Origin of the sequence: Cupriavidus phytorum, from assembly GCF_003254285.1 — a bacterium.
In the GTDB taxonomy this organism is placed as follows: domain Bacteria; phylum Pseudomonadota; class Gammaproteobacteria; order Burkholderiales; family Burkholderiaceae; genus Cupriavidus; species Cupriavidus phytorum.
Genome location: NZ_QKZN01000004.1, coordinates 264,391 through 287,062 on the forward strand (window position 1 = coordinate 264,391; position 22,672 = coordinate 287,062).

Annotated in this window: 19 protein-coding genes; 10 read left to right on the forward strand and 9 right to left on the reverse strand. The window is 66.7% G+C overall.

All coding sequences use genetic code 11. The annotated features are described in order from the left end of the window. Positions 1-24: 24 nt before the first annotated feature. The 4 genes from coaBC to C7416_RS12565 form a co-directional block, all read right to left on the reverse strand. Positions 25-1,227, reverse strand: a complete 1,203-nt coding sequence (gene coaBC, locus C7416_RS12550; RefSeq protein WP_111519242.1) for a bifunctional phosphopantothenoylcysteine decarboxylase/phosphopantothenate--cysteine ligase CoaBC — start codon at positions 1,225-1,227, stop codon at positions 25-27. Positions 1,228-1,273: 46 nt separating this feature from the next. Beyond that, on the reverse strand, positions 1,274-1,798 hold the full coding sequence (lspA, locus tag C7416_RS12555; protein WP_062801631.1) for a signal peptidase II: 525 nt from the start codon (positions 1,796-1,798) through the stop codon (positions 1,274-1,276). Beyond that, positions 1,798-4,689: an isoleucine--tRNA ligase gene (gene ileS, locus C7416_RS12560; RefSeq protein ID WP_111519243.1), complete on the reverse strand. Its 2,892-nt coding sequence runs from the start codon at positions 4,687-4,689 to the stop codon at positions 1,798-1,800. The genes lspA and ileS overlap by 1 nt, the downstream gene beginning before the upstream one ends. Positions 4,690-4,808: 119 nt before the next feature. After that, positions 4,809-5,822, reverse strand: coding sequence for a bifunctional riboflavin kinase/FAD synthetase (locus C7416_RS12565; protein ID WP_111519244.1), 1,014 nt, complete (start codon positions 5,820-5,822; stop codon positions 4,809-4,811). Between the two features lie 235 nt (positions 5,823-6,057). Here C7416_RS12565 and C7416_RS12570 point away from each other — a divergent pair, with 235 nt between their 5' ends. After that, a complete protein-coding gene (locus tag C7416_RS12570) occupies positions 6,058-7,872 on the forward strand; it encodes a hybrid sensor histidine kinase/response regulator (RefSeq protein WP_111519245.1) in 1,815 nt (604 codons plus the stop codon). Positions 7,873-7,921: 49 nt separating this feature from the next. Here C7416_RS12570 and C7416_RS12575 read toward each other — a convergent pair whose 3' ends face one another. After that, a complete protein-coding gene (locus C7416_RS12575; protein WP_111519246.1) occupies positions 7,922-8,581 on the reverse strand; it encodes a response regulator in 660 nt (219 codons plus the stop codon). Positions 8,582-8,833: 252 nt separating this feature from the next. On the opposite strand from C7416_RS12575, the gene purN reads away from it, so the two are divergent. The 6 genes from purN (at position 8,834) to nadC (ending at position 16,093) form a co-directional block, all read left to right on the forward strand. Then, complete coding sequence (gene purN / locus C7416_RS12580) at positions 8,834-9,502, forward strand: phosphoribosylglycinamide formyltransferase (RefSeq protein ID WP_111519247.1); 669 nt, start codon at positions 8,834-8,836, stop codon at positions 9,500-9,502. Then, positions 9,499-10,911 (forward strand): RsmB/NOP family class I SAM-dependent RNA methyltransferase, encoded by a 1,413-nt coding sequence (locus C7416_RS12585; protein WP_111519248.1) that lies wholly within the window; start codon positions 9,499-9,501, stop codon positions 10,909-10,911. The genes purN and C7416_RS12585 overlap by 4 nt, the downstream gene beginning before the upstream one ends. Positions 10,912-10,969: 58 nt before the next feature. Further along, positions 10,970-12,367, forward strand: a complete 1,398-nt coding sequence (locus tag C7416_RS12590; protein ID WP_111519249.1) for a mechanosensitive ion channel family protein — start codon at positions 10,970-10,972, stop codon at positions 12,365-12,367. Between the two features lie 394 nt (positions 12,368-12,761). After that, positions 12,762-13,952, forward strand: coding sequence for a DesA family fatty acid desaturase (locus C7416_RS12595; RefSeq protein WP_062801624.1), 1,191 nt, complete (start codon positions 12,762-12,764; stop codon positions 13,950-13,952). Between the two features lie 126 nt (positions 13,953-14,078). After that, a complete protein-coding gene (gene nadA, locus C7416_RS12600; RefSeq protein ID WP_111519250.1) occupies positions 14,079-15,233 on the forward strand; it encodes a quinolinate synthase NadA in 1,155 nt (384 codons plus the stop codon). After that, the gene (gene nadC / locus C7416_RS12605; protein ID WP_111519251.1) at positions 15,230-16,093 is read left to right on the forward strand and encodes a carboxylating nicotinate-nucleotide diphosphorylase; all 864 of its coding nucleotides are present in this window, start codon (positions 15,230-15,232) and stop codon (positions 16,091-16,093) included. The genes nadA and nadC overlap by 4 nt, the downstream gene beginning before the upstream one ends. A 72-nt stretch (positions 16,094-16,165) precedes the next feature. Here the strand turns inward: nadC and nadB are convergent, their stop codons facing one another. The 4 genes from nadB to radC form a co-directional block, all read right to left on the reverse strand. Beyond that, the gene (nadB, locus tag C7416_RS12610) at positions 16,166-17,758 is read right to left on the reverse strand and encodes an L-aspartate oxidase (RefSeq protein ID WP_111519252.1); all 1,593 of its coding nucleotides are present in this window, start codon (positions 17,756-17,758) and stop codon (positions 16,166-16,168) included. A gap of 177 nt (positions 17,759-17,935) precedes the next feature. Then, a complete protein-coding gene (gene rpmG / locus C7416_RS12615) occupies positions 17,936-18,106 on the reverse strand; it encodes a 50S ribosomal protein L33 (RefSeq protein ID WP_010814980.1) in 171 nt (56 codons plus the stop codon). A 13-nt stretch (positions 18,107-18,119) separates the two neighbouring features. Continuing rightward, on the reverse strand, positions 18,120-18,353 hold the full coding sequence (gene rpmB, locus C7416_RS12620) for a 50S ribosomal protein L28 (protein ID WP_006575661.1): 234 nt from the start codon (positions 18,351-18,353) through the stop codon (positions 18,120-18,122). A gap of 190 nt (positions 18,354-18,543) precedes the next feature. Continuing rightward, complete coding sequence (radC, locus tag C7416_RS12625) at positions 18,544-19,230, reverse strand: RadC family protein (protein ID WP_111519253.1); 687 nt, start codon at positions 19,228-19,230, stop codon at positions 18,544-18,546. 103 nt (positions 19,231-19,333) lie between these two features. On the opposite strand from radC, the gene C7416_RS12630 reads away from it, so the two are divergent. The 3 genes from C7416_RS12630 (at position 19,334) to C7416_RS12640 (ending at position 22,588) form a co-directional block, all read left to right on the forward strand. Beyond that, a complete protein-coding gene (locus C7416_RS12630) occupies positions 19,334-19,822 on the forward strand; it encodes an FKBP-type peptidyl-prolyl cis-trans isomerase (RefSeq protein WP_012353738.1) in 489 nt (162 codons plus the stop codon). Between the two features lie 35 nt (positions 19,823-19,857). After that, entirely contained in the window at positions 19,858-20,823 is a 966-nt protein-coding gene (gene ispH / locus C7416_RS12635) for a 4-hydroxy-3-methylbut-2-enyl diphosphate reductase (protein ID WP_111519254.1), read from the forward strand. Positions 20,824-21,376: 553 nt separating this feature from the next. Beyond that, the gene (locus C7416_RS12640; RefSeq protein WP_111519255.1) at positions 21,377-22,588 is read left to right on the forward strand and encodes a branched-chain amino acid ABC transporter substrate-binding protein; all 1,212 of its coding nucleotides are present in this window, start codon (positions 21,377-21,379) and stop codon (positions 22,586-22,588) included. Positions 22,589-22,672: the final 84 nt, after the last annotated feature.

Consider the following 22,672-nt stretch of genomic DNA (forward strand, 5'->3'; position numbering starts at 1 on the left):
AATCTCGGGAATGCGTTGCAAAAGTCAGGGCCGTGCGCGACCGGGCAGGCGCTGGCCGATGGCCGCGACCAGCTGGCGTGCCAGCGACAGCTTGTCGGCGCGCGGCAGCCGCGTCATGCCGGCGGCGTCGAACAGCACGATCTCGTTGTCGTCCAGGCCGAAGGTATGGTGGCCGATATTGCCGACCAGCAGCGGCACGCCCTTGCGCTGGCGCTTCTGTTCGCCGTACTGCTCCAGGTTCTCGCTTTCGGCGGCAAAGCCGACGCAGTACGGCGCATCGGCGCGGGCCGCGACCGCGGCCAGGATGTCCGGGTTCTGCACGAACTGCAGCGTCGGCGTATCGGTATCGCTGGCCTTCTTCAGCTTTTGCTGCGCGACCTCGGCCGGGCGCCAGTCCGCCACCGCGGCCACCGCGACAAAGACGTCGACGCCGGGCAGCTGCGCCATCACCGCGTCATGCATCTGCTGCGCGCTGCGCACGTCGGTGCGCATCACGCCGCGCGGGGTGGGCAGGCCGGTGGGGCCGGCCACCAGCAGCACTTCGGCGCCGGCCTCGCGCGCCGCGCGCGCGATCGAGAAACCCATCTTGCCGGACGACAGGTTGGTGATGCCGCGCACCGGGTCGATCGCCTCGAAGGTCGGGCCGGCGGTGATCAGCATGCGCTTGCCTTGCAGCGGCTTGGGCTGGAAGAAGGCGATGATGTCGTCGAGCAACTCCTCGGGCTCCAGCATGCGGCCGTCGCCGACCTCGCCGCAGGCCTGGTCGCCGCTGCCCGGGCCCAGGATCACCACGCCGTCGGCGCGCAGCTGGGCGGCGTTGCGCTGGGTGGCGGGGGCGGCCCACATCTGGCGGTTCATCGCCGGCGCCACCAGCAGTGGGCAGTCGCGTGCGATGCACAGCGTGCTCAGCAGGTCGTCGCACAGGCCGTTGGCCAGCCGCGCCATGAAGTCGGTGGATGCAGGGGCGATGACAATGGCGTCGGCCTCGCGCGAGAGATCGATATGCGCCATGTTGTTGTCGATGCGCGCATCCCATTGCGACAGGAAGACCGGCCGGCCCGACAGCGCCTGCATCGTCACCGGGGTGATGAAATGTGTCGCCGCCTCGGTCATGGCCACCTGCACGGTGGCGCCGGCCTTGGTCAGCAGCCGGACCAGTTCGGCCGACTTGTAGCAGGCGATGCCGCCGGTCAGGCCGAGAACGATGTGCTTGCCGCGCAAATCCATGGTGGGGAACCTGGCTGGGGAGGGAAGGGAAAGTTAGTGGCGCCGCTCAGTGCTTGCGCACCCGCCGCAGCTCGTCGACGATCAGCAGCACCGCGCCCACCGTGATCGCGCAGTCGGCGACATTGAAAGCCGGCCAGTGATACCTGCCCACGTAGAAGTCCAGGAAATCGATCACGTGGCCGTAGACCACGCGGTCGATCACGTTGCCGACCGCGCCGCCCAGGATCAGTGACACGGCGAAGCAGAACAGCCGCTGGCCGGTATGGCGGTACAGCAGCCAGACGATGAACGCGCCCACCACCACGCCCAGGCCGGTGAAGAACCAGCGCTGCCAGCCGCCGGCGTCAGCCAGGAAGCTGAACGCCGCGCCCTTGTTGTAGACCAGCACCAGGTTGAAGAAGCCGGTCACCGGGCGCGACTCGCCATAGCTGAAGCTGCGCACGATCACGATCTTGAAGAACTGGTCGAGCAGCACCACCAGCAGCGCAAAGGCCATCCACAGCAGCGGGGTGGTGGTGGCAGCCTTGTTGCGGCGCGCCGGACGCGCCGAACGGGACGTGGTCGATGCCATCAGGCATGGCTCCTGTGTTCGCCGGCGCCGAACAGGTTGCTGTCGCAGCGGCCGCAGAGGGTGGGGTGGTCGGGGTTGTGGCCGACGTCGGCGCGGTAGTGCCAGCAGCGCTCGCACTTGGCATGCGTCGACGGGGTTACCGTCACCAGCAGGTCACCAGCCTCGGGCGCGGGCGCGACCTTGGCCGACGAGGTCAGCAGCACGAAGCGCAGGTCGTCGCCGAGGCTCTGCAGCGCCGCCAGCACCGGACCGCCGGCCTGGATGGTCAGCTCGGCCTGCAGCGACGAACCGATCTCGCCTTCCACGCGCACCGCTTCCAGCTGCCGCGTGACCTCGGCGCGCACTTCGCGCAGCGTATGCCATTTCTGCAGCAGGTCGTCGGCATCGTCGACTTCCGGCACGGCGTAATAGGTGCTGGTGAAGATGGTGTCGGTGTGCGCGGTGCCATGGGCGAACACCTGCCATGCTTCCTCGGCGGTGAACGACAGGAACGGCGCCATCCAGTGCAGCATCGCCTGGGTGATGTGGTACAGCGCGTTCTGCGCGGCGCGGCGCGCCTTCGAGTCCGGCGCGGTGGTGTAGAGACGGTCCTTCAGCACGTCGAGGTAGAAGCCGCCCAGGTCCTCCGAGCAGAAGGTCTGCAGCTTGGCCACCACCGGGTGGAATTCATAGGCCTCGTAGTGCGACAGCACTTCCTTCTGCAGCTGCGCGGTCAGCGCCACGGCGTAGCGGTCGATCTCCAGCCACTCGGCCGCCGGCAGCGCATGCTTGCCGTGGTCGTAGTCGGACAGGTTCGACAGCAGGAAGCGCAGCGTATTGCGGATGCGGCGATAGCCTTCCACCACGCGCTTGAGGATCTCGTCCGAGATCGACAGCTCGCCGGAATAATCGGTTGAGGCCACCCACAGGCGGATGATCTCGGCGCCCATCTTGTTCGCGATGTCCTGCGGCGACACGGTATTGCCGACCGACTTGGACATCTTGCGGCCTTCGCCATCGACGGTGAAGCCGTGCGTCAGCAGCGCCTTATAGGGCGGCTTGCCATACAGCATCGAGGCGGTCAGCAGCGACGAGTGGAACCAGCCGCGGTGCTGGTCCGAGCCTTCCAGGTACAGGTCGGCCAGGCGGCCGTCGGCCTCGTCGGCGGCCGCATCGTACAGGTCGTCGCGGTGCGAGCCGCGGATCACGGTCCAGTGCGTGGTGCCGGAATCGAACCAGACGTCGAGCGTGTCGCGGTTCTTTTCATACTGGCTGGCCTCGTCGCCCAGCAGTTCGGCCGGATCCAGCGTCTGCCACGCTTCGATGCCGTGCTGCTCGACGCGTTTGGCGATCTGTTCCAGCAGTTCGGGCGTGCGCGGATGCAGCGCGCCGGTTTCCTTGTGCACGAAGAACGCCATCGGCACGCCCCACTGGCGCTGGCGCGACAGGGTCCAGTCCGGCCGGTGGGCGATCATGTTGTGCAGGCGCTGCTTGCCCCACGACGGATAGAACTCGGTCGCCTCGATGCCGGCCAGCGCGGTCTCGCGCAGCGTTGGCACGGGCTTGCCGTTTTCCTCGGCCGGGTCCACGTCCATGCCTGCGAACCACTGCGAGGTGGCGCGGTAGATGATCGGCGTCTTGTGGCGCCAGCAGTGCATGTAGCTGTGGGTGTACTTGTGCGAGTTGAACAGGTTGCCCGATTCCTGCAGCGCATCGACGATCTTGGGGTTGGCATCCCAGATCGACAAGCCGCCGAACAGCGGCAGCGTGGCGGCGTAGACGCCGTTGCCCATCACCGGGCTGATGATGTCCGCATCCGGCATGCCATGCGCCTTGCACGACTGGAAGTCTTCCACGCCATAGGCAGGTGCCGAGTGCACGATGCCCGAGCCGGTGTCGGTGGTGACGTAGTCGCCCAGGTAGATCGGGGACAGGCGGTCATAGCCGGCGTCCATCCTGGCCAGCGGGTGATGGAAGCGGATTTCCGACAGCGCAGCACCGGTGGCGGTGGCGACGATCTTGCCTTCCAGGGCATAGACTTTCAGTTGTTCCTCGACCCGCTCCGTGGCCAGGATCAGGTGGCCGCGCGGGGTGTCGACCAGCGCGTATTCCACCTCGGGGTGCACGTTCAGCGCCTGGTTGCTCGGGATGGTCCACGGCGTGGTGGTCCAGATCACGATCCAGCCCGGCCTGGCGTCGATCTGCTCGACCGGCACCTTGAACGCGTGCGCCAGCTTGTCGGTCTCGGCGAACGGGAAGCCCACGTCGATCGACAGGTCGACCTTGTCCTTGTATTCGACTTCGGCCTCGGCCAGCGCCGAGCCACAATCGAAGCACCAGTTCACCGGCTTCAGGCCGCGGAATACATAGCCCTTTTCCATGATCTTGCCGAGCGCGCGCAGTTCGTCCGCCTCGTTGCTGTAGTTCATGGTCAGGTAGGGGTGGTCCCAGTCGCCGAGCACGCCCAGGCGCTCGAAGTCCACCATCTGGCGCTTGATCTGCTCGGTGGCGTACGCGCGCGCCTTGGCCTGGACTTCCTGCACCGGCAGCCCCTTGCCAAATTTCTTCTCGATCTGGATCTCGATCGGCATGCCGTGGCAGTCCCAGCCCGGCACGTAGACGGCGTCGAGCCCGGTCAGGCCGCGCGCCTTGATGATCATGTCCTTGAGCACCTTGTTGACGGCGTGGCCGATATGGATATCGCCGTTGGCATAGGGGGGGCCGTCGTGCAGCACGAACTTCTTCGCGCCCTTGCGCGCCGCGCGGATCTTCTTGTAGAGCTGCTTGTCCTGCCACTGCTTGACCCATTGCGGCTCGCGCTTGGGCAGGTCGCCACGCATCGGGAAGGGCGTGTCGAGCAGGTTGACGGGATACTTGTTCTTCTCGGGCTTGGCGCGTTTGTCGTCAGACATTTCGATTCTCAGGGCAATTCGGTTGGCGCGCGGTCGGCAGTGGCCGGCGGGCGTGCATGAAGGCTGGGGCAGGCGGCGTGCGAACCGGGCCCGCGCAGCGGGAGGCGGGGCGCTGGCCGCTACCTAATTCGGTCGGTGGCGGAGGTGGCGAAATCGCGGCCGCCGCTGCCGTCCGCGGCCACCGCAGCCGCCGCCGCGCCCGGCGCCGTCAGGCCGAAGAAGGCGCGCGCATCGGCGCTGTCCTTGGCGATCGCGGCGGTGAGTTCGTCCAGGGAGTCGAAGCGCGCCTCGTCGCGCAGCTTCTTCATGAATTCGACCCGCACCAGCTTGCCGTACAGGCTTTCATTGAAATCGAACAGGTGGACTTCCAGCAGCACCCGGCCGGCGTCCTCGATGGTGGGGCGCACGCCGATGCTGGCCACGCCGGGCAGCGGATGGTCGGCGATGCCATGCACCTGCACCACGAAGATGCCGCTGACCGCGGGCCGCTTGTGCGAGATGCGCAGGTTCAGCGTCGGGAAGCCCAGGTCGCGGCCCAGCTTGCGGCCGTGGATCACGTGGCCGCTGATGGCGTAGCCGTGGCCGAGCAGGCGCCGCGCGTGCTCGAGGTCGCCATCGGCCAGCGCCTGGCGCACCGCCGAGCTGGAGATGCGGATGCCGCCCTCGGACACCGAGCCCATCTGCTCGACATCGAAGCCGTAGCGGCGCCCGGCCTCCTGCAGGTAGGCAAAATCGCCGGCGCGTTTGGCGCCGAAGCGGAAATCGTCGCCGACCAGCAGCCAGCGGGTATGCAGGCCATGCCAGAGAACGTTCTCGACGAATTCCTGCGGCGACTGGCCGGCAAAGTGGGCGTTGAAGTGTTCCACCACCACGCGGTCGACGCCGTTGCGGCGCAGGCTTTCCAGCTTGTCGCGCAGCAGCGCGATGCGCGTGGGGGCCTTGTCCGGCGTGAAGAACTCGCGCGGATGCGGCTCGAAGGTCATCACGCACAGCGGCAGGCCGCGCGCATCCGCCGCCGCCCGCGCACGCGCGAGCAGCGACTGGTGGCCGCGATGCACACCGTCGAAATTGCCGATGGTGAGCGCGCAGGGCGCCCGGCTCTCGGCGTTGGGCAGGCCGCGGAAGACTTTCACGGGGACGGCGGGAAACGATTCGGGTAAAGCGAGCATTATAAGGCGAATGGGTCGGCTTGCCGCTGCCGCCGCCCCCGGCCGATCCCCGCGCTGCGGCTTTTGTGCCGCAACCGGCCCTCCCGCCATGGCGCGATGCCGCAAAAGGCGGCATGATAGGCGCCACTTTGGCTCACTACGGGATCGCTGCGGACATCCAGCGCGGTATGCCCGATCTTCGCCCCTTCCCGATTCCCAGTTGAAAGCGCTGACCTATCGGTTCTTTTCCCGGCTCCTGCCCGCCGGCTTGCCTCAGTCGAGCGCCCGGCTCGATGTCGAGACGCGCGCCAAGCTGATGGCGATCGTGCACAAGAATGCGCCGACCGCCATCGTCGCCTCGGTGCTGCTGCCCGCGCTGACCACCCTCGGCTTCTGGAACGACGTCAGCCCCGCCGCGCTTCTGGGCTGGTGCGCGGTGATGCTGCTGCTCACCACCGGCGGGCTGTGGTTCTACATTGGCTACCAGCGCGACCACGCCCTGATGAGCCGCTCCGCGCACACCCACAAGTGGTGGAACAATATGCGCGCGGTTGCTTTCCTGACCGGCGTGACCTGGGGCAGTTCGGCGCTGCTGCATTTGTATACCGGCTCGACGGTGTTCTCGAGCGTGTTGTACCTGCTGACCCTCGGGGTGCTCGCCGGCGGCGCGGTATCGCAGGCCCCGGTGCCGTCGAACCTGCTTTACGCCGGCGTGCCGATCCTGGTGCCGAACCTGCTGATGGCGGAATTCGCCTTCCCCGGCCACGGCATCTATGTGCAGGGCCTGCTGGCAATCTACGCATTGATGCTGTCGCGCCACGCCTTCAACCTGCAGGTGACGCTGGTGCGCGCGATCCAGCTGGAGGGCGACAGCCGGCGCCTGGCCAAGCAGTTCCAGGACGAGAAGGAGCGGGCGCTGCATGCCAGCGAAGAAAAGTCGCGCTTCCTCGCCGCGGCCAGCCATGACCTGCGCCAGCCGGTGCACGCGCTGGTGATGCTGGTCGAGGCGCTGCGCGCGCGCAACCAGTCGAGCGCGCTGCATCCGCTGGTGGAGCAGGTGGCGGCAGGCACCCAGACCATCGACCTGCTGTTCCGCTCGCTGCTGGACCTGTCGAAGCTGGAAGGGCGCAAGGTCCTGCCGACGCTGGAGCCGTGCGAGCTGGGCGCGCTGATCCGCGACGTGATGAGCCAGTTTGCCGCCGACGCGCGCGAAAGCGGGCTGACCCTGACCCCGCGCGTGCCCGACGAGCTGTACGCGATGGCCGAGCCGGTGCTGCTGCGCCGCGCCTTGTTCAACCTGGTGCAGAACGCGCTGCGCTATACCCAGCGCGGCGGCGTGCTGGTGACCGCGCGCCAGCGCCGCAAGAACGTGCGGCTGGAGGTCTGGGACACCGGTGCCGGCGTCACGCCCGAGCATCTGCCTGACATCTTCTCGCCCTACTACCAGGTCCACAACCCGCAGCGCGATCCCTCGCAGGGCCTGGGACTGGGGCTGGCGATCTTCAAGGAATGCGTGCGGCTGATGCGCGGCACCTATGGCGTGCGCTCGGTGCCGGGCAAGGGCTCGGTGTTCTGGTTCGCGCTGGCGCCGGTGCCGGCCGAGACCGTGGCCAGCGTGCGCGAGATGCGTGCCATGGCGCAGGCCGAGGAGGCCAAGCCCGATCGCCTGCAGGGCACGGTGCTGGTGGTCGACGACGACAGCCAGATCCGCAAGGCCTGGATCGCGCTGATGGAGGCGTGGGGCATCCGCGTGGCCTGCGCCGCGCACGGTGCCGAGGCCGACAAGCTGTTCGCCCAGGGCCTGCGCCCGGACATCATTTTCTGCGACCTGCGCCTGCCCGGCAGCGAGAACGGCCTGGACCTGCTCGAGCGCTGGCAGAACACGCAGCCGCAGGCGCGCAGCGCATTGCTGACCGGCGACCTGAAGTCGGCCGCGCTGGCGGCGGCGGAAGAGGCGGGTTATTTCGTGCTGCCCAAGCCAGTGGACCCCGCCTCGCTGCGGATGCTGCTGCGGCGCTGGCTGCGCCCGGCCTGAGGCCGGCAGCCGGCGCGCCGTCGCGAGCGGGGAGGGCGCTGGGGGCGCCTTACTGGCGCAGCCGGAACCGTTCCATGCGCGACATCACCTGCATGCGGGTGCGCACGCCCAGGCGCTGCAGGATCGCGGACACGTGTTCCTTGACGGTGTTCTCGGTCAGCCCCAGCCGGCGCGCGATCACCTTGTTGGGCAGGCCTTCGAGCACCAGCGCCAGCACCGAACCCTGGCGCGGCGTCAGGCCCAGTTCGGCGGGCGTGACCGGAATGCCGTGGGCCGGGCCGAACGATTGCGCGCGCCCGTTGAGGGCTTCGTCGGTGGGGAAAGCGGTGTCCCCGGCCAGCACCTTGCGCACCGCGGCGGTGAAGGCGTTGGCGTCCAGGTGCTTGCCGACGAAGCCGCACGCCGACAGCGCACGGGCGCGGCCGACGATTTCAGGGGTGGCCTCGGCCGACATGAAGATAAAGCGCGCACCCGGGATGACGGTCTTGAAGCTCTGCATGGCATCGAAGCCGGTACCGTCATTCAGCCAGATATCGAGCAGCACGATATCGGGGCGCAAGCCTTGCTGCAGGCTGGCCAGGGCCTCGCGGGCGCTGCCGGCGGCATGGACTGCCACATCCGGCATGACTTCGGCCAGGAAGGCGGTGGTCCCTGACAAGGCCATAGGATGATCATCGACCACCAACAACGTCGGTGCAGCGTTCGACATGCGAATTCCCGTTCAAATATCCCGTTTCGTCCTTGTTGTCACCTCTCCGGAGAACCTGTGTCATGCACAGGAATGGCGCGTGGACGTGGGGCCACTCTAGCAGAGGGGGCGAAGCGTCACAATCCATCAATCGGGTTATAGGGCTTCGCTACCACAGGCCAGTTAATCGGCGCCTGTCCGGATCTCGTGAATTAAGCACGTACTGGTTTGGCTTTACCGGAGTTTAGCGCCTTGCCTTGGTAGAATTGCGCGATGAAAAAAATTGTCATCTTGATTTCCGGGCGGGGCTCCAATATGGAAGCCATCGTCCGTGCCTGCGCGGACGGCGGGTGGCCCGCCCGCGTGGCGGCGGTGCTGTCGAACCGGCCGGACGCCGCGGGCTTGCAGTTTGCGCGCCAGCAAGGCATTGAAACCGGCGTGGTCGACCATCGCCAGTACCCCGATCGCGCCGCCTTCGACGCGGCGCTGGCCGCGGCCATCGACGCCCATGCCCCCGACCTGGTGGTGCTGGCCGGTTTCATGCGTATACTCACGCCCGGCTTTGTCGACCGCTACGCGGGCCGGCTGCTGAATATCCATCCGTCGCTGCTGCCGTGCTTCCCCGGCCTGAATACCCACCAGCAGGCGCTGGATGCCGGTGTCAAGCTGCATGGCGCGACCGTGCATTTCGTGACCCCGGAGCTGGACCATGGCCCGATCGTGATCCAGGCCGCGCTCGACGTGCTGCCGGCGGACACGCCCGCGACCCTGGCCGAGCGCCTGCTTGCGTGCGAGCACGTGATTTACCCCCGCGCCGTGCAGTGGTTCGTCGAGGACCGGCTGCAACTGCAGAACGGCGTGGTCAACGTTATCAACCCGGCCGAACCGCAATTGCTGATGGCCATCTCCGCCGCGACCCCGGCGGCAGGAGTCCAGGCATGAGCCGTACCCAGGCAGGAAACCGTTCCCCGCGCGGCGAGGGCCGCGCCCCCGCGCGCAGCAAGGGCAAGAGCAGCCCGATCCGCAAGTCGCCAAATGCCGGTGGGGCCGGCGGCGCCAACGGCGCCCCTACGCGCACGCATGGCGGGCTGCATGCCACCCATATCCAGCATATCGATCGCCTGCTGGGCAAGGTGATGCTGTTCGCGCGTCCGGCCGATGCGGTGGTCAGCTATTACTTCCGCGAAAACGCCAAGCTCGGCCATCGCGAGCGCGGCATCATCGCCGAAGCGATCTACGCGGTGCTGCGCCGGCGCGTCGAGTTTGCCCAGTTTGCCGAGAGCGGCACCGGCGCGGCCTCGCGCCGGCTGGCACTGCTGGGCCTGGCGGCGACGCTGGGCCGCGACGCGCTGTCGCCGTTTCTGTATCCCGATGAAGCAGAGTGGCTGGACCGCCTGACCACCATCGAGCGCTCCAGCCTGGCGCCGCGCGTGCGCGCCAACCTGCCCGAATGGTTGTACGACGAACTGGTGCGCCAGCACGGCGAAGCCTTTGCCGCGGCCCTGGGCGATGCCTGGCTGCGCCCGGCGCCGCTGGACCTGCGCGTCAACCTCGGCAAGACCAGCCGCGAGGCCGCGCTGGCCGAGCTGAAGGCCGCCGGCCTCGGCGCCGAGCCCACGCCGATGGCGCCGGCCGGCATCCGCATGACCGGCAAGCCGGCGCTGAACCAGCTGCCGATCTTCGTCAACGGCCTGGTCGAGGTGCAGGACGAGGGCAGCCAGCTGCTGTGCAGCCTGGTGGCGCCGCGGCGCGGTGAGATGGTGGTCGACTTCTGCGCCGGCGCGGGCGGCAAGACCCTGGCGCTGGGCGCGGCGATGCGCTCGACCGGCCGGCTCTATGCCTTCGACGTATCGGAAAAACGCCTGGCCAACCTGAAGCCGCGGCTGGCGCGCAGCGGCCTGTCGAATGTCCATCCGGTGCTGATCGACTCCGAGCGCGACGCCAAGATCAAGCGCCTGGCCGGCAAGGCCGACCGCGTGCTGGTGGATGCGCCGTGCAGCGGGCTGGGCACGCTGCGCCGCAATCCCGACCTGAAGTGGCGGCAATCGCCGGAGTCGGTGCTGGAACTGACCGCCAAGCAGACCGCGATCCTGGACTCCGCGGCGCGCCTGGTGAAGGGCGGCGGCCGCGTGGTGTACGCGACCTGCAGCGTGCTCGAAGCCGAGAACGAGCAGATCGTGCGCGATTTCCTCGCCGCGCATCCCAACTTCCGCCTGGTGCCGGCCGCCGAAGTGCTGGCCGAGCAGAAGATCGAAGTGCCGGGCCTGCCGGACAACGGCATGTTCGCCTTGTATCCGCACCTGCACCAGACCGATGGCTTTTTTGCCGCGGTGCTCGAGCGCACCAGCTGATCGCGGTTTCCAGCCGCGCCGCCCGCCGCGCGCGGGCGGCCAACCTTGAATCTGCACCATGAACGGTGAAACCCTGTCCGACCTCGGCGGCCTGAAGGACCTGAAGGCCTCGCATTCGATGTTCGGCAAGATGCTGGACGACCTGATCCGCGATGCCGGCGGCCCCGGCTTTTTCTGGCAGTTGCTGGTGCTGGCCGGCTGCCTGGCGGTGGCGTGGCCGCTGGCGCGCTTCGTGGTGCGGCGGCTGGAGGCGCGCTACGAGGACTCGAGCTTCTCTGTGCGCTTCGCCGCTGCCAGCCTCGAGCGCGCCATGTTTCCGCTGGCCGGCTGGGCGCTGGTGCTGGTGGCCCGCTTCGCGCTGGCGCCGCTGATTCCGGTCAGCGTGCTGCGGCTGGCGCTGGTGCCGCTGTTCGGCATCACCGCGTTGAATTTCACCTTCTACGTGCTGCGCCGCGTGATGTCCGGCAGCGGCCAGCTGCACGGCATGCTGCTGCTGGTGGAAAAGGTGCTGACCACGCTGGTCTGGGTCGGCATGGCCCTGTACGTGCTGGGCGTGCTCGGCGACGTGGTGGGCTGGATGGAGAGCGTGCGCTTCTCGATCGGCGGCAAGCAGAAGATCAGCGTGGCCGAGACCTTGATGGCGGTGGTCTGGATCCTGCTGACGGTGCTGGTGGCGCTGTGGTTCGGCTCGTGGCTGGAAGAACGGCTGATGCGGTCGGCCAACCTCGACGGCAACCTGAAGGTGGTGCTGACGCGGATCTCCAAGGCCGTGCTGCTGCTGGTGTCGCTACTGCTGAGCCTGTCGCTGGTGGGCATCGACCTGACCGTGCTGTCGGTCTTCGGCGGCGCGCTGGGCGTGGGCCTGGGGCTGGGTTTGCAGAAGATCGCCAGCAATTACATCTCTGGCTTCATCATCCTGCTGGACCGTTCGGTCAAGCTCGGCGACCAGATCACGGTCGACAAGTACACCGGCATCGTGTCGCAGATCCGCACCCGCTACACCGTGGTGCGCAACGGCGACGGCGAGACGCTGGTGCCCAACGAGCAGCTGGTGGCGCAGTCGGTGCAGAACCATTCGTTCTCGAATACCAACGTGCGCGTGGCGACCCGCGTGCAGGCCGACTACAGCGCCGACCCCGAGACCGTGATCGCGCTGCTGACCGAATGCGTGCGAACACTGCCGCGCGTGCTGCCCGACCCCGAGCCGGCCGCCTTCCTGGTGCTGTTCGCCGACAGCGGCATCGAATATGAAGTCGCGGTGTTCGTGGCCGATCCGCAGAACGGCAAGCTCGGCGTGCAATCGGCGATGAACCGCGCCATCTGGCGCACGCTGCGCGAGCACGGCATCTCCATTCCGTACCCGCAGCGCGAGTTGCGTGTGATGCATGAGACGCTGCCTGCGGGTCCCGGCGGTCCAAAGGCGAGTACGTTGCCAGAGGCCGCAAACGCCTCCTGAGCGCTCCGGGCAAGGAGGGACGCCGGTCGCGAGACGGATGCGCCACCCGTGGAACGAAAACCGTTGCTCCCCGTCCAAATCCGGGAAATAGCGTATGCTTGCGCCCTCGGCGATCCGGTAGAATGCCGGGTTGTCGCGGGTTGAGACATCCCGCTCCCACATCAGACAGCCGCCAGATTGCAGCGGCTCGTACCCGGCTCGCTTCATGAGCCGCTAGCCACGGCCGGCGCCGCGCGTGCCTGCCCTGGGGGAGCCCGGAGCGACTTCGGGTCCCGTGGCAAGCGCCAGACAGCTATCGCAATCAATAGATTCGCAGCTATTTTTTCTGCGCGTTGTGTGTACCGGCCAAGCCGGATTGCACGGGAAAGTCCCTGTTTAACCGACGGAGAACAGTTTGTTCGACACTATTCTTGACTGGGCCGCCAACGGCCTTGCCAACTGGACCTGGTGGGAGATCGTCATCTACACGCTGGTGATGACGCATATCACGATCGCCGGCGTCACCATCTTCCTGCACCGCTGCATGGCGCACCGGTCGCTGGATCTGCACCCCATCGCTCAACACTTTTTCCGCTTCTGGCTGTGGCTGACCACGGGCATGGTGACGCGCGAGTGGACCGCGATCCACCGCAAGCACCACGCCAAGTGCGAAACCGAAGACGATCCGCACAGCCCGCAGACCCGCGGCATCCGCAAGGTGCTGCTGGAAGGCGCCGAGCTGTATCGTGCCGAGGCCAAGAACAAGGAAACCATCGCCAAGTTCAGCCATGGCTGCCCCAATGACTGGATCGAGCGCAACCTGTACTCGCGCTTCACCTGGCAGGGTGTCGGCCTGATGCTGATCATCGACCTGGCGCTGTTCGGGGTGATCGGCATGACCGTGTGGGCGGTGCAGATGCTGTGGATCCCGATCCATGCCGCCGGCATCATCAATGGCCTGGGCCACTGGTGGGGTTACCGCAACTACGATTGCGAGGACGCGTCGACCAACGTGTCGCCGTGGGGCCTGATCATCGGCGGCGAAGAGCTGCACAACAACCATCACACCTACCCGACCTCGGCCAAGTTCTCGATCAAGTGGTATGAGTTCGACGTGGGCTGGGGCTATATCCGCGCGATGCAGGCGGTCGGCCTGGCCAAGGTCAAGAAGATCCCGCCCAAGGCGCGCCTGGTCGAGGCCCGTCCGGTCGACCACAACACGCTGGAAGCCATCATCGCCAACCGCTATGACGTGATGGCGCGCTACGCCAAGGCCGTCAAGGGCGCGTTCCGCCAGGAACTGGAAAAGCTCAAGGAAGGCCGCGTCGCCGAGTACCGCAGCTTCAAGCCCGCCAGCAAGTGGTTCCACCGTGAGGAAACCAAGCTGGCCGCCCAGCAGCGCGAGCAGCTGGCGAGCATCGTCGAGCAGAACAAGGCGCTGCAGACCTTCGTCGAAATGCGCCGTGAACTGGCCGCCATCTGGGGCCGTTCCAACCTGACGCGCGAGCAGCTGCTGCAGCAGCTGCAGGCCTGGTGCCACCGTGCCGAGGCCAGCGGTATCCAGGCGTTGCACGATTTCTCGCTGCGCCTGCGCCGCTACGCCTGATACAATTCGGCCGCGCCGTATGGTTTGACAAAGCCCCGCCCATGGCGGGGCTTTTGTTTTAGATAAACTCCCCCATGTTCTGGCCGGCCGCACCCTGTTGGCGGAGGTCTAGAGGAGTACCCGGAGATGACCCCACAATCGATCAAGACCGTCGAGTTCGAGAAGCCGAACCTGGCGGGTGCCGAAAACGCCGCTGGCGGCAGCTGCGTGGCCCATGCCTGGGCCAAGGTGCCGCCGGTGCTGTCGTCCGATGAGCGGCAGTCGCTGAAGGCGCGTATCCGCCGCTTGCTGAAGGAGCGCAACGCGGTGCTGGTGGCGCACTACTACGTCGACGCCGACTTGCAGGACCTCGCCGAGGAAACCGGCGGCTGTGTCTCCGACTCGCTCGAAATGGCCCGCTTCGGCCGCGACCATGAAGCCAGGACGCTGGTGGTGGCCGGCGTGCGCTTCATGGGCGAGACCGCCAAGATCCTCAGCCCGGAAAAGACCGTGCTGATGCCGGACCTGGACGCGACCTGCTCGCTCGACCTGGGCTGCCCGGCCGACGAGTTCGCCGCCTTCTGCGATGCGCACCCGGACCGCACCGTGGTGGTCTACGCCAACACCAGCGCCGCGGTGAAGGCGCGCGCGGACTGGATGGTGACTTCCAGCATCGGCCTGAAGATCGTCGAGCACCTGCATGCGCAGGGCAAGAAGATCCTCTGGGCACCGGACAAGCACCTGGGCAGCTATATCCAGAAGCAGACCGGCGCCGACATGCTGCTGTGGCAGGGCTCTTGCCTGGTGCACGACGAGTTCAAGGGCATCGAGCTGGACCTGCTGCGCCGCGAATTCCCCAACGCCAAGATCCTGGTGCATCCGGAATCGCCGGAGAACGTGGTGGCGCAGGCCGACGTGGTCGGCTCCACCTCGCAGCTGATCGAGGCCGCGCAGAAGCTGGACGCGACCGAATTCATCGTCGCCACCGACAACGGCATCCTGCACAAGATGCGCATGGCCGCGCCGGGCAAGCACTTCATCGAAGCGCCGACCGCCGGCAACAGCGCCACCTGCAAGAGCTGCGCGCACTGTCCGTGGATGGCGATGAATGCGCTGACCAACCTTGCCGAGGTGCTCGAGACTGGCCGCAACGAGATCCATGTCGATCCCGTGATCGGCCGCCAGGCCGTAACCTGCATCAACCGCATGCTGGATTTCGCTGCCGCGCAGAAGCGCAATGTACGTCCGTCGGCCGATCTCGCCAACGAGCAAGCGCTGTTCCAGGGGATCGGCCCGGCATGAGCGTGAATCCGGTTTTCGATAGCTATGGCCCGGCGCTGCAGGCAGCGCTGCAGGCCAATGTAGAGGCCGCGATCGCCGAGGATGTCGGCAGCGGCGACCTGACCGGCCTGCTGGTGCCAGCGGACAAGACCGCGCACGCGCGCGTGATCGTGCGCGAGTCAGCGGTGCTGTGCGGCCAGCCATGGTTCGACGCGTGCATGCGCGCGGTCGACCCGGCGCTGGAAGTGCGCTGGCTGCAGCAGGAAGGCGACCGCATGGCACCGGACTCGGTGGTCTGCGAGATCACGGGCCCGGCGCGCTCGCTGCTGACCGCCGAACGCCCGTCGCTGAATTTCCTTCAGTTGCTGTCCGGCGTGGCCACCGTGACGCGCCGCTACGCCGACCTGATCGCCGGCACTCGTGCACGCGTGCTCGATACCCGCAAGACGCTCCCCGGGCTGCGCCTGGCGCAGAAGTACGCGGTACGCATCGGCGGCGGCGAGAACCAGCGCCTGGCGCTGTACGACGGCATCCTGATCAAGGAAAACCATATCGCCGCGGCCGGCAGCATCGGCGCGGCGATGCGGGCGGCGCTGGCGCTCGATACGCAGGCGTCGGTGCAGATCGAGGTCGAGAGCCTGGCCGAACTGGAGGAAGCGCTGGCGGCCGGTGCCACGTCGGTGCTGATCGACAACTTCACCGTGCCGATGATGCAGGACGCCGTGAAGATCAACCAGGGCAGGGCGCTGCTGGAGGTATCGGGTGGCGTCAATGCCGACACCATCCGCACCTTTGCCGAGACCGGTGTCGACCGGATCTCGGTGGGCGCGCTGACCAAGGACGTGCGCGCGACGGATTACTCGCTGCGGATCATCGGCTGAGGCTGGCTCCGGCCAGATGAATAACGGGGTGGGCCATGTGGCGCCACCCCGTTTTGCTTGGCAAACGCGTCGTCAACGCTTGCGGCCGGCAGGCGGCTGCATCACCGTCGGCAGCGCCTTCGGCAACGAATCCGGATAGTCCCGGCTGAAATGCAGCCCGCGGCTTTCATGCCGCGAATAGGCGCTGTCCACGATCAGCGAAGCGACTTCGACCAGGTTGCGCAGTTCCAGCAGGTCGGTGGTGACGCGGAAATTGGCGTAGTACTCGGCAATCTCCTCGCGCAGCAGCACGATGCGATGCTGCGCGCGTTCCAGGCGCTTGCTGGTGCGTACGATGCCGACGTAGTTCCACATCATGCGGCGCAACTCGTCCCAGTTGTGCGACACCACGACTTCTTCGTCGGCATCGGAGACACGGCTCTCGTCCCACGCCGGCAGCATGATATTGGGCGCGCCGGCCTTGTCCTGCGAGGCGATGTCTTCCGCGGCGGCGCGGCCGATCACCATGCATTCGAGCAGCGAGTTCGAAGCCAGCCGGTTGGCGCCATGCAGGCCGGTGCAGGCGGTCTCGCCCACGGCGTAGAGACCGCCGATATCGGTGCGCCCCATGGTGTCCGTCACCACGCCGCCGCAGGTGTAGTGCGCGGCCGGCACCACCGGAATCGGCTCGCGCGTGATGTCGATGCCCAGTTCCAGGCAGCGCGCATGGATGGTCGGGAAGTGTTCCTTCAGGAAGGCCTCGGGCTGGTGCGTGATATCGAGATAGACGCAATCCAGCCCGCGCTTCTTCATTTCGAAGTCGATCGCGCGCGCCACCACGTCGCGCGGCGCCAGTTCGGCGCGCTCGTCGTGCTCGGGCATGAAGCGCGTGCCGTCGGGCAGCTTGAGCAGGCCACCTTCGCCGCGCACCGCTTCGGAGATCAGGAAGGACTTGGCGTAGGGGTGGTACAGGCAGGTGGGGTGGAACTGGATGAACTCCATGTTCGACACCCGGCAGCCCGCGCGCCAGGCCATGGCGATGCCGTCGCCGGTGGCGGTGTCCGGATTGGTGGTGTAGAGGTAGACCTTGCCGGCGCCGCCGGCAGCCAGCACGGTGTGCGTGGCGGTGATGGTGTGCACCGCGCCGGTGCGGTCGTCCAGCACGTAGAGGCCGTAGCAGCGGTTGCCCGGCAGCCCCATCTTGCGCGACGTGATCAGGTCGATCGCGAAGTGGTCTTCCAGGATGGTGATGTTCGGGTGCTGCGTGGCCTGCTGCAGCAGCGTGCTGACCACGGCATGGCCGGTGGCGTCGGCGGCGTGGATGATGCGCCGGCGGCTATGGCCGCCTTCGCGCGTCAGGTGGAAGCCCAGTTCGGCCTGCGCGTCGCGGGTGAACGGCACGCCGCGGTCGATCAGCCACTGGATGGCTTCGCGCCCATGCTCCACGATAAAGCGCGTGGCCTCTTCATCGCACAGCCCGGCACCGGCAACGAGCGTGTCCTGGGTGTGCTCGTCGTGGCTGTCGCCGGAATCCAGCACCGCGGCGATCCCGCCCTGTGCCCAGTCGCTGGCGCCCTGCGTCATGGCGCGCTTGCTGAGGATGGCCACCCGGTGGGTGTCGGCCAGTTGCAATGCGACCGTAAGGCCGGCCAGGCCGCTGCCGACGATGGCGACGTCGAAATTCATGGTGCAAGGAGAGCGCCGGCACGGCGCTTGGCAGATTGGGGGAAACGGCAAAGTCTACACCCGGCGCGCCATCCCGTGCATCAGTCCGCAGGGCCGATGCGAGCGCGATGCGCAATATCGGCGGGCAACAAAAAGCCCCGCTGCAGGGCGGGGCTTTCTTGAGGGAGACCGGATCAATTACTTGATCTTGGTTTCCTTGTAAGCGACGTGCTTGCGGGCGACGGGATCGAACTTCATGATCTCCATCTTTTCCGGCATGGTGCGCTTGTTCTTGGTGGTGGTGTAGAAGTGACCGGTACCTGCGGTCGATTCCAGCTTGATCTTGTCGCGGCCGCCCTTGCTTGCCATGATGTACTCCTAATTAGACTTCGCCGCGTGCGCGCAGGTCGGCGAGCACGGAGTCGATGCCTTTCTTGTCGATCAGGCGCAGGCCGGCGTTCGAGACGCGCAGGCTCACCCAGCGGTTTTCGGATTCAACGAAGAAACGACGATTCTGCAGGTTGGGCAGAAAACGGCGCTTGGTCTTGTTGTTTGCGTGGGAAACGTTGTTGCCGACCATCGGCGCTTTCCCGGTCACTTGACAGACGCGTGCCATGAAGCACTCCTAAATCTTCTATTCGTGGACAATGTTCGCAACAGATCAACAAAAGGCGCGCGGGCCCGGACTGCAGCGGTTGAGACTTCAGCAAAACGGGCATTATAGACCGGATTCCTCCAGCGAATCAATGCTTTCTGCGCTCTGGCGCCGGCAGTGTTGCACGCCCGCTCCTGTGGTGCCGTAGGCGTCACAGCCCGGGCAGGCGCTCGCAGGATTCCGCCAGCGAGCGGATTTCGTGCCCCGCGACGATGAAATGGTCCAGCAGCCGCACGTCGATCAGGTCGAGCGTGCGCGCCAGTTCGCGCGTCAGGTGGATGTCGCTCTGGCTGGGAGCGGTGGTGCCGCGCGGATGGTTGTGGGCGACGATGATGCCGGCCGCGTTATGCGTCAGGGCCTGGCGCGCGACCTCGCGCGGATAGACCGAAGTCCGCGTCAGCGTGCCGCGGAACAGCTCCTCGCTGGCGACCATGCGGTTGCCGGGGTCCAGGAACAGGCACATGAAGACCTCGTGCTGCAGCGGAGCCAGGGTCAGGCGCAGGTAGCTGCGCACCGACTCGGGCGAATTGAAGCCGGCCGGCAGCCGCAGTGATTCGGCCAGCGCGCGCCGCGCCAGCTCGGGGATGGCCTGCAGCTGGGCGAACTTGGTCACGCCCATGCCACGGACGCCGGCCAGCGCCTCGCCCTCGGCCGCGAACAGCGCGGTCAGCGAGCCGAAGCGGTGCAGCAGCTCGCGTGCCAGGTCGACGGCACTTTTGCCGGCGGCGCCCACGCGCAGCAGCACGGCCAGCAGTTCGGCATCAGACAGTGCGGCAGCGCCGCTTTCCAGCAGTTTCTCGCGGGGCCGCTCGCAGGCGGGCCATTTGGCAATGGTCATGGGCATCCAGGGTAGTCGCGTCGGGAACAGGGCCTGCAACCCTGGGGGCGGCGGGGTAGGGGCCAGTCGAATACAATACGGGTTGTTCCCTGGTTGATCACCCATGAATTTGCAAACTTTCGCGTCGGAAGCCGACGGCGGCACGGCTGGCCGCAAGACTGTCCAGGCCGACTCCTTCCTGACCCTGCACTACAGCATCGCGCTCGAGAACGGCACCGAGGTCGTCAGCACGTTCGAGGAAAAGCCCGCGACGCTGCTGCTGGGCCAGGGCCAGTTCGCGCCGACGCTCGAGCAGGCGCTGCTGGGCATGCCCGAAGGCGAGCGCATGACCTATCGCCTGGCGCCGGAGCAGGCCTTCGGCCCGCGCAACGCCGAACTGCTGCAATGGGTGTCGCTGGCCACGCTGCGCGAGAACAGTTCGTTCGAAGAGGACTACAGCCCGGGTGACCTGGTCGAGTTCAACGCGCCCGGCGGCGGCAAGTACGCCGGCGTGCTCAAGGAGATCGGCGAGACCGCCGCGTTGTTCGACTTCAACCATCCGCTGGCTGGGCAGACCATCCTGTTCGACGTGCAGCTGATCGGCATTCTCTGAACGTTGCCACGTCGAACCTGTCCGGATACCGCAGCATGCCCGACCTGACCCCCGCCCCCGACGCAGAAATCCTGATGGCCCAGCCGCGCGGCTTCTGCGCCGGCGTGGACCGCGCCATCGAGATCGTCGAGCGCGCGCTCGAGCGCTTCGGCGCGCCCATCTACGTTCGCCATGAAATCGTCCACAACGCGTATGTGGTGGCCGACCTGCGCCGCAAGGGCGCGGTGTTCGTGGGCGAACTCGACGAGGTGCCCGCCGGCGCCACCGTCATCTTCAGCGCCCACGGCGTGTCGCGCGAAGTCCGCGAAGACGCTGCCCGGCGCGGCCTGCACGTCTTCGATGCGACCTGCCCGCTGGTGACCAAGGTGCATGTCGAAGTCAGCAAGCTGCGCGCTCAGGGCTGCGAGATCGTGATGATCGGCCATCGCGGCCACCCCGAGGTCGAAGGCACGATGGGCCAGGCCAACGGCGGCATGGTGCTGGTCGAGTCGGTCGCCGATGTCGCGGCGCTGCAGGTCGCCGATCCGTCGCGGCTGGCCTACGTCACCCAGACCACGCTGTCGGTGGACGAGACCCGCGAGATCGTGGCCGCGCTCAAGGCCCGCTTCCCCGAGATCCGCGAGCCCAAGAAGCAGGACATCTGCTATGCCACGCAGAACCGCCAGGACGCGGTGAAGTTCATGGCGCCGCAGGTGGAGGTGGTGATCGTGGTCGGCAGTCCCAACAGTTCCAACTCCAACCGCCTGCGCGAGCTGGCTGAGCGCCTGGGCGTGCCGGCCTATATGGTGGACGCGCCCGAGCAGGTGCGGCCCGAGTGGGTCGCCGGCAAGCGCCGCATCGGCCTGACCGCCGGGGCATCGGCGCCGGAGGCGCTGGCCCAGTCCATCGTCGAGCGCCTGCGCGAACTGGGTGCGCGCCAGGTGCGTCCGCTCGACGGCATCGAGGAAAACATGGCGTTCCCGCTGCCGCGCGGGCTGCTGCCCACCAGCGCAGCCGCCTGAATATGGCGCGGGCATGCCCGCCTGAATGCCTGGCCTGATAAAGGGGCGCCGCGGTTGCGGCGCCCTTTTTTTTGTGGCCAGGGCCGGCCCGGGAATAATGCCCGCTGCTGGTGCCAGGGGCGCCCGCCATTCGTGCCTGGCGCTAATCAGGGTAATCCCCGAAGCTGGGGTTTTCCCTATTATGGTGCGGCGCTACATTCTGCACATTAGAGCGAAGCACCACGCTATATAAATGAAACGCCTAATTAATAATGGTGCATTATAGGTGGTGCCGGCGCTGCTTCCTTGCCGCCTGGGGCGCCGCAGGCACGGTTCTTGTAAGAAGGAGGGGCGGCCGCGTCATGTGAGCGGGAATTGCCGCAATCTGTGCATTGGGGAAATTCCCTAGCTCAAATGCGCGGTAAATGGTCAAGGATGTTGCGTCGCGTATTGCATCGACTAAGAAAGGGGATACAATGCGCGCGTTTCAAATTGAAACTAAACAACGGCGGTCCAGGGAAACGTCCGGGAGGCGTTGCAAATCCCTGTTTTTGTGAATCCTAGGAGATCACTCATGCAAATCACGTTTGCCAAGATTCTGCCGATCGCGGCCGCAGTGGCGCTGGTCGCAGCTTGCGGCAAGAAGGAAGAAAAGCCGGCGGATCCGGCCTCTTCGGCGCCGGCAGCCGCGGCTCCCGCAGCGCCCGCGGCCGGTGGCGGCGAGACCGTCGTCAAGATCGGCCACGCGGCCCCGCTGACCGGCGGCATCGCGCACCTTGGCAAGGACAACGAAAACGGCGCCCGCCTGGCCGTGGAAGAAGTCAACAAGTCCGGCCTGGAAGTCGGTGGCAAGAAGGTCAAGCTGGAACTGGTCGGCGAAGACGATGCCGCTGACCCGAAGACCGGCACCGCCGTGGCGCAGAAGCTGGTCGACGCCAAGGTCGTGGCCGTGGTCGGCCACCTGAACTCGGGCGTGTCGATCCCGGCGTCGAAGATCTACAGCGATGCCGGCATCGTGCAGATCTCGCCGTCGTCGACCAACCCGGACTACACCAAGCAGGGCTTCAAGACCACCTACCGCGTGGTGGCCACCGATGCCCAGCAGGGCCCGGCGCTGGCCAACTACGCCGCCAAGACCCTGAACGCCAAGAGCGTGGCGATCGTCGACGATGCCACCGCCTACGGAAAGGGCCTGGCCGACGAGTTCGAGAAGACCGCCAAGGCCGCCGGCGTGAACGTGGTTGCGCGTGAAGCCACCAACGACAAGGCCACCGACTTCAAGGCCATCCTGACCAAGATCAAGGGCAAGAAGCCGGACGTGATCATGTACGGCGGCATGGACGCCACCGGCGGCCCGTTCGCCAAGCAGGCCAAGGAACTGGGCATCGGCGCCAAGATCGTCGGCGGCGACGGCGTCTGCACCGACAAGGTGGCCGAGCTGGCCGGCGACGCCGTGACCAACATCATCTGCTCCGAGGCAGGCCTGGCCCTGTCGCGCATGGAGCAAGGCGCCGACTTCGACAAGCGCTACCAGGCCCGCTTCAACGCGCCGGTGCAGATCTACGCGCCGTTCACGTATGACGCGGTGATGGTCATCGTCGATGCCATGAAGCGCGCCAACTCGACCGAACCGGCTGCCATCCTGGCCGAAATGCCCAAGACCAACTACAAGGGCGTGATCGGCAATATCGCCTTCGACGAGAAGGGCGACATGAAGGAAGGCACCATCACGCTGTACGAGTACAAGGACAAGAAGAAGTCCGTCCTCGACGTCGTGAAGATGTAATCTGGGCTTACCGGCCCATCCGAACGGCACCGTGAGTATTTTGCGGTGCCGTTCTTTTTAGCCTCGCCTAATGTAGAAGCATCC

What these genes read in the sequence shown, in the direction of transcription:
- C7416_RS12575 (WP_111519246.1), bottom strand. Translation starts at nt 8,581, where the DNA reads ATGTCGAACGCTGCACCGACGTTGTTGGTGGTCGATGATCATCCTATG.
- coaBC (WP_111519242.1), bottom strand. Translation starts at nt 1,227, where the DNA reads ATGGATTTGCGCGGCAAGCACATCGTTCTCGGCCTGACCGGCGGCATC.
- nadB (WP_111519252.1), bottom strand. Translation starts at nt 17,758, where the DNA reads ATGAATTTCGACGTCGCCATCGTCGGCAGCGGCCTGGCCGGCCTTACG.
- rpmB (WP_006575661.1), bottom strand. Translation starts at nt 18,353, where the DNA reads ATGGCACGCGTCTGTCAAGTGACCGGGAAAGCGCCGATGGTCGGCAAC.
- ileS (WP_111519243.1), bottom strand. Translation starts at nt 4,689, where the DNA reads ATGTCTGACGACAAACGCGCCAAGCCCGAGAAGAACAAGTATCCCGTC.
- nadA (WP_111519250.1), top strand. Translation starts at nt 14,079, where the DNA reads ATGACCCCACAATCGATCAAGACCGTCGAGTTCGAGAAGCCGAACCTG.
- nadC (WP_111519251.1), top strand. Translation starts at nt 15,230, where the DNA reads ATGAGCGTGAATCCGGTTTTCGATAGCTATGGCCCGGCGCTGCAGGCA.
- rpmG (WP_010814980.1), bottom strand. Translation starts at nt 18,106, where the DNA reads ATGGCAAGCAAGGGCGGCCGCGACAAGATCAAGCTGGAATCGACCGCA.
- C7416_RS12640 (WP_111519255.1), top strand. Translation starts at nt 21,377, where the DNA reads ATGCAAATCACGTTTGCCAAGATTCTGCCGATCGCGGCCGCAGTGGCG.
- lspA (WP_062801631.1), bottom strand. Translation starts at nt 1,798, where the DNA reads ATGGCATCGACCACGTCCCGTTCGGCGCGTCCGGCGCGCCGCAACAAG.
- C7416_RS12590 (WP_111519249.1), top strand. Translation starts at nt 10,970, where the DNA reads ATGAACGGTGAAACCCTGTCCGACCTCGGCGGCCTGAAGGACCTGAAG.
- C7416_RS12630 (WP_012353738.1), top strand. Translation starts at nt 19,334, where the DNA reads ATGAATTTGCAAACTTTCGCGTCGGAAGCCGACGGCGGCACGGCTGGC.
- C7416_RS12585 (WP_111519248.1), top strand. Translation starts at nt 9,499, where the DNA reads ATGAGCCGTACCCAGGCAGGAAACCGTTCCCCGCGCGGCGAGGGCCGC.
- ispH (WP_111519254.1), top strand. Translation starts at nt 19,858, where the DNA reads ATGCCCGACCTGACCCCCGCCCCCGACGCAGAAATCCTGATGGCCCAG.
- purN (WP_111519247.1), top strand. Translation starts at nt 8,834, where the DNA reads ATGAAAAAAATTGTCATCTTGATTTCCGGGCGGGGCTCCAATATGGAA.
- radC (WP_111519253.1), bottom strand. Translation starts at nt 19,230, where the DNA reads ATGACCATTGCCAAATGGCCCGCCTGCGAGCGGCCCCGCGAGAAACTG.